Origin of the sequence: Streptomyces sp. NPDC007084 (assembly GCF_040703595.1) — a bacterium.
Lineage (GTDB): Bacteria > Actinomycetota > Actinomycetes > Streptomycetales > Streptomycetaceae > Streptomyces.
The window spans coordinates 1-1996 of the sequence record NZ_JBEYFY010000122.1 but is presented as its reverse complement, the minus strand read 5'-3'; the positions used below and the strand labels follow the sequence as shown (position 1 = coordinate 1996).

Annotated in this window: 1 protein-coding gene; it reads left to right on the top strand. The window is 62.9% G+C overall.

Going from position 1 to position 1996, the window contains the following annotated elements:
* The first annotated feature begins 386 nt into the window (after positions 1-386).
* The gene (gene ltrA / locus AB0912_RS35830; RefSeq protein WP_366707517.1) at positions 387-1886 is read left to right on the top strand and encodes a group II intron reverse transcriptase/maturase; all 1500 of its coding nucleotides are present in this window, start codon (positions 387-389) and stop codon (positions 1884-1886) included.
* Positions 1887-1996: the final 110 nt, after the last annotated feature.

Genomic DNA, 1996 nt, shown 5'->3' with positions numbered 1-1996 from the left:
TAGGTTGCCGCCATGTTGCGTCCTGAAAGCTGGTCCCAGCCTGCGGGTGGAAGTCCCGTCCGGGTAGACACCGGAGTGCCCGGTAGCAGGTCCCGGTTTGTCGTGGAGACGCGGCGGGCTGAGCGGGATGTCAAGAGCCTCTTTGGAGGAAGCAAGCACGCGGGCCGTAGCGTAAAGCGAACCTTGCAGCCTCGTCACAACAACAGCGGAGAAGCCGAGCCCGTCATGCCGGGGCGAAGGCCATGTCCCGAGGGCCCTGTTCCGGGGTCAGCTCTCGGGGTTCTCCCGGGGTACGGAGGGCGGCACGTGTGCACGGTTGGGGCCGGAACAGGAGAGACCCGTCTGACCACGCCTGACGTCAGGCAAGAGACCGGACGTATAAGCCGATGGTGAAAATGTCCGGAGGGCAGCGGGAGTCCGAGGGGGTCGTAGTACCGCTGATCGGCGTGCAACATAACGCGCCAGGAGGGAAGGGCCCTCACTTTGATCACGCCCGTAGCGGAGGTAAGCACGAGGGCATGGCCGGGACCGCCCGGTCCAACTACCCCGACGGGCAAAGCCCCGTCGTAGTGGACGGACACGCGTCCGTTTCGAAAGTGCGAAAACTGCAACGCGGGCTATGGGCTGCGGCCAAGCAGTCGCCGGAGCGGCGTTTCCATGCTCTTTACGACCGTATCCACAGAGGTGACGTGCTGTGGGAGGCGTGGGAACGAGTCCGGGCCAACAGAGGTAGTGCCGGGGTGGATCGGGTCACCCTGGTATTCGTGGAGAAGGAGTACGGCGTCCGGCGGTTGCTTGGCGAACTCCAGCAGGATCTCCGCAAGGGTGTGTATCGTCCCGCGCCGGCCAGGCGCGTGGAAATTCCAAAACCACAAGGTGGTAAACGGCCGCTGGGTATTCCCACGGTGCGCGACAGAGTGGCACAGCAGGCTGCGAAGATCGTGCTGGAGCCGGTGTTCGAGGCCGGGTTCCTCCCGTGCTCGTTCGGTTTCCGGCCGAAGCGGTCGGCGACTCAGGCGATGGAACGGCTTCGCGTCGGCTTCATCAAGGGGTCCTGCTTTGTCGTGGAGTTCGACATCCGTAACTTCTTCGGTGAGATCGGCCATGACCGGCTGCTCGCTGAGGTAGGGCGCCGGGTGTCGGATCGTCGGGTGCTCAAGCTGGTTCGTTTGTGGCTGCAAGTGGGTGTGATGGTGGACGGCGAGGTTCAGCGGACGGTCGCTGGGACACCTCAGGGCGGAGTCATCTCGCCTTTGCTGGCCAACATCTACTTGCACGTCCTGGACTCCGAGCTGTCCAAGCGCGGGGTGGGTGAGCTGGTGCGGTACGCGGACGACGGAGTCGTCTTGTGCCGTTCGGCGTATCAGGCCAGGAAGGCCCTGGAGGCTGTCGGGGAGATCCTCGACTCGCTGGGGTTGCAGCTGCACCCGGGCAAAACGAAGGTGGTTGACCTCAGAGAGGGCCGGGAAGGACTCGACTTCCTCGGCTGCCACTTCAGAGCCCGCTTCTCGGGCAGGGTGTGGGAGAAGTACGGCAGTGTTCGTTACTACCTGCATCGCTGGCCCGCGAAAGCGGCGATGAAGCGACTCCGGGACAAGGTCCGTGAACGGACTGACCGCCGCCGGTCGGGAATGGATATCCGTGATGTAATCGCGGACTTGAATCCAATCCTGCGCGGCTGGGGCAATTACTTCCGAACCGGGAATGCCGCACAGAAATTCCGCACGATGGACTCGTACGTCGCGTGGCGCCTATGCCGACTGATGATCAAGAAGCGAGGGCGAAACCTGCGTGCTGGTCAGGTCAAGGAATGGACGCAAGAGTGGTTTATTGGGCACGGCCTTTACCGGCTGAGTGGCACTATCCGCTATCCGAAGGCAGCGTAACCATGTCAAGAAGATCATCGGTAAGCCGTATGCGGGAAAACCGCACGTACGGATTGAAAGGGGGATGGGGAAACGGGCCGTACATGGCACCGCGCCCCTGACTACCAATG